Origin of the sequence: Martelella mediterranea, from assembly GCF_021021415.1 — a bacterium.
In the GTDB taxonomy this organism is placed as follows: Bacteria; Pseudomonadota; Alphaproteobacteria; order Rhizobiales; family Rhizobiaceae; genus Martelella; species Martelella mediterranea_C.
The window spans coordinates 1-2,654 of record NZ_JAINWJ010000046.1 but is presented as its reverse complement, the minus strand read 5'-3'; the positions used below and the strand labels follow the sequence as shown (position 1 = coordinate 2,654).

Below are 2,654 nucleotides of genomic sequence, written 5' to 3'. Positions count from 1 at the left end.
CAGAGACCAAACCATCAAACAGAGTTGATGACGCCGAGTTTGAGGACAGGTTTGTCAACAAACCGAGGTCGCCATAGGCATGAAGAAAATCCGGCAGCGCGGCCGTAAACGAACGCGGTATCAGATCGCGTTCGCCCGCCGGTCGGCAATGTAGAGGTCGCGCAGCTTCAGGCTGATCTCCCCGGGCTTGCCGTCGCCGATCTTGTGGCCGTCGATCGCAGTGACGGGGGTCACGAAATTGCTGGCGGAAGTAAAGAAGGCTTCCTTGGCGGCCTTGGCCTCTTCCACCGTGAAGGCGCGCTCCTCGATCTTGAAGCCGTTGCGGGCGGCGATCTCGAGCGCGGTGGCGCGGGTGATGCCGGGCAGGATCTCGCGCGACAGCGGGCGGGTCACGACCACGCCCTCCTCAGTCACGATATAAGCGGTTGCCGAGGTCTGTTCGGTGATGAAGCCGTCCTTGACCATCCAGGCATCGTCCGCGCCCTTTTCATAGGCCTCCATCTTGGCAAGGCTCGGATAGAGAAGCTGCACGGTCTTGATGTCGCAGCGGCCCCAGCGCAGGTCCTCGACCGTCACCACGGTGATGCCGTTCTTGCCGGTGGCCGCGCCCAGAACATTCTTCTTCTGGGTGAACATCGAGAAGGTCGGCGTCATGTTGTTTTCGAACATGAAGTCGCGGTCGCCCGGATTGCCGCGCGAGACCTGCAGATAGATCAGCCCTTCGGTCATGTCGTTGCGCGCGGCGATCTCGCGATGAAGCGCAAGCAGTGTGGCGTCATCGGTCGGCATGGCGATGCCGATGGCCGCCGTCGAGCGCTTCAGCCGCGCGGCATGGCCGTCATAATCGAGCAGCTTGCCGTCCAGAACGCAGGTGACCTCGTAAATGGCATCGGCAAAGACATAGCCGCGGTCGAAGATCGACACCTTGGCCTCTTCCTCGGCCAGCCATTCTCCGTTGAGATAGACGATACGGCTCATCGCGCGCTCCTGCGTTATCATGGTATGAAAACGTCATAGCGACTCGCAGCCTTCGATTCAAGTTCGAAATATTCGCCGTTTGTTGCGAATAAAAATCAATTTTCCGCACGAACCACGGTTTTTGTCGGGTCCATGCGCTTGAACAGATGCACCATGAAGGCGGTGGCGAACAGCGGGGTCGCGAGATTGACGATCGGGATCGCCACGAAGCCGGCGACGATCAGGCCCGCAAGGAACACCGTCAATCCGCGCTTGCGCCGGAACGCCCGCGCCTCGGGCGGGCTCATGAACCGCATTGCCGCGAATTCGAAGAACTCGCGACCGAGCAGGTAGCCGTTGACGACGAAAAACGCGATTAGGTTGACGCCCGGCACCAGCAGCAGCAACAGTGCGAAGATATTACCGAGGATGACGACGCCGAGAAAGGCCAGCGCCTCCTTCATGGCGGCAAAGACCGGCAGCGCCTCGCCCGGCGGCTCGTCGGGATAATGATTGCGCTCGATATGCTCGGCCGCCTCGTCCAGAAAAATGCCGGCGACCAGCGCGGAGACCGGCGCCATCAACAACGCGAGGCCAAGCGCCAGCCCGACAGCGGCGAAGATCAAAAGGACGAAGGTGATCCAGCCGGTCCATTCCGGCATGGTCGGAAACAGGTTCTGAAGCCAGGGAACGGCAAGCCACATGAACAGGCTGCGGATCGCGACCCATAACCCGATCAGGCAGAGCAGAGAAAGGCCGAGCACCTTCCACAGGATGGCGCGCATTTTCGGGTCGATCAGATCGTAAAGCGCCCGGCGGGCGGCATCTATCAGCATGGTCGGCTCCGGCATGCAGGCAAGGACCGGCCTTGGCTACACCGCGCAAGGCTTCCTGCGCGATGTAGTGTGGTTTTAGCTTGAGACAAGCAGTCAGGCCGGGTGATGCTGTTGCTGGGCGAGCCAGTCGAGGCTTTCGCGGAAGCCGGTGAGGTCGGCCGTCGCCACTTCCTGGCTTTCCGGGCCGTCATAGGTCACCATGATCGCGTCCTCGCCGACCCTAGCCGCCGCCAGCACCGGCTGGACGATCTTCGGGTCGGTGGTCACATAACCGCCCTCGGCATCATCCTGCCTGAGCTGGTCGACCTTGATCGCGGCAACCTCCTCGCCATCGACCGAGATGGTGAACTTGCCGTCGCTCGGGAGCGTGTCCCAGCCATCGATCGTCGGCAGCACCATCATGACCGGCGAGTTCGCGCCGCTGGCGCGCACGAAGGAGGGGATCGCCAGGCCGCCATCATTGGCCGGCAGGTCGCTGGTTGTCAGCCGGCAGGTCATCGCGGCGTTGCAGGCCGCGTTCCAGGTGGCGCCGGTATCGAGAATTTCCGCCGCCGAAGCCGTGGTCTGAAGCGAAAGCACGCCAACCACCGAGGCCGCCAGCCCCGCATATACAAGTGAACGCATTTTCATGAACGTTTTCCTTTCTGTACATTGACAGCGCGGCGACAATGGCGCGCCGTTCACGCCCAAATTGTGACGTGTGCGAAAGGCATTTTTTGAGCGATTGCTGATGGAAAACAAGGGGTTGTTTCGTTGGTTGAGGCGCCGTCGGCGACAGCCCGAGCGGCAGCGTCGCGCCCCTCAATCTCTCCCCTTGAGGGCAGGGTTATCGCATTTGGCGTAGCAGCTTGCTCCCTATAT

3 protein-coding genes are annotated in these 2,654 nt (G+C 61.4%); all 3 read right to left on the bottom strand.

Annotation, left to right across the window (positions count from 1 at the left end):
- Nucleotides 1–120: 120 nt before the first annotated feature.
- The 3 genes from K7H91_RS20595 to K7H91_RS20585 all read right to left on the bottom strand — a co-directional run bounded on the left by K7H91_RS20595 (nucleotide 121) and on the right by K7H91_RS20585 (nucleotide 2,423).
- Nucleotides 121–978, bottom strand: coding sequence for a D-amino-acid transaminase (locus tag K7H91_RS20595; protein WP_230722085.1), 858 nt, complete (start codon nucleotides 976–978; stop codon nucleotides 121–123).
- Nucleotides 979–1,073: 95 nt separating this feature from the next.
- Nucleotides 1,074–1,793, bottom strand: coding sequence for a sulfate transporter family protein (locus K7H91_RS20590; RefSeq protein ID WP_230722084.1), 720 nt, complete (start codon nucleotides 1,791–1,793; stop codon nucleotides 1,074–1,076).
- A 93-nt stretch (nucleotides 1,794–1,886) separates the two neighbouring features.
- Entirely contained in the window at nucleotides 1,887–2,423 is a 537-nt protein-coding gene (locus tag K7H91_RS20585; RefSeq protein ID WP_230722083.1) for a DUF1176 domain-containing protein, read from the bottom strand.
- Nucleotides 2,424–2,654: the final 231 nt, after the last annotated feature.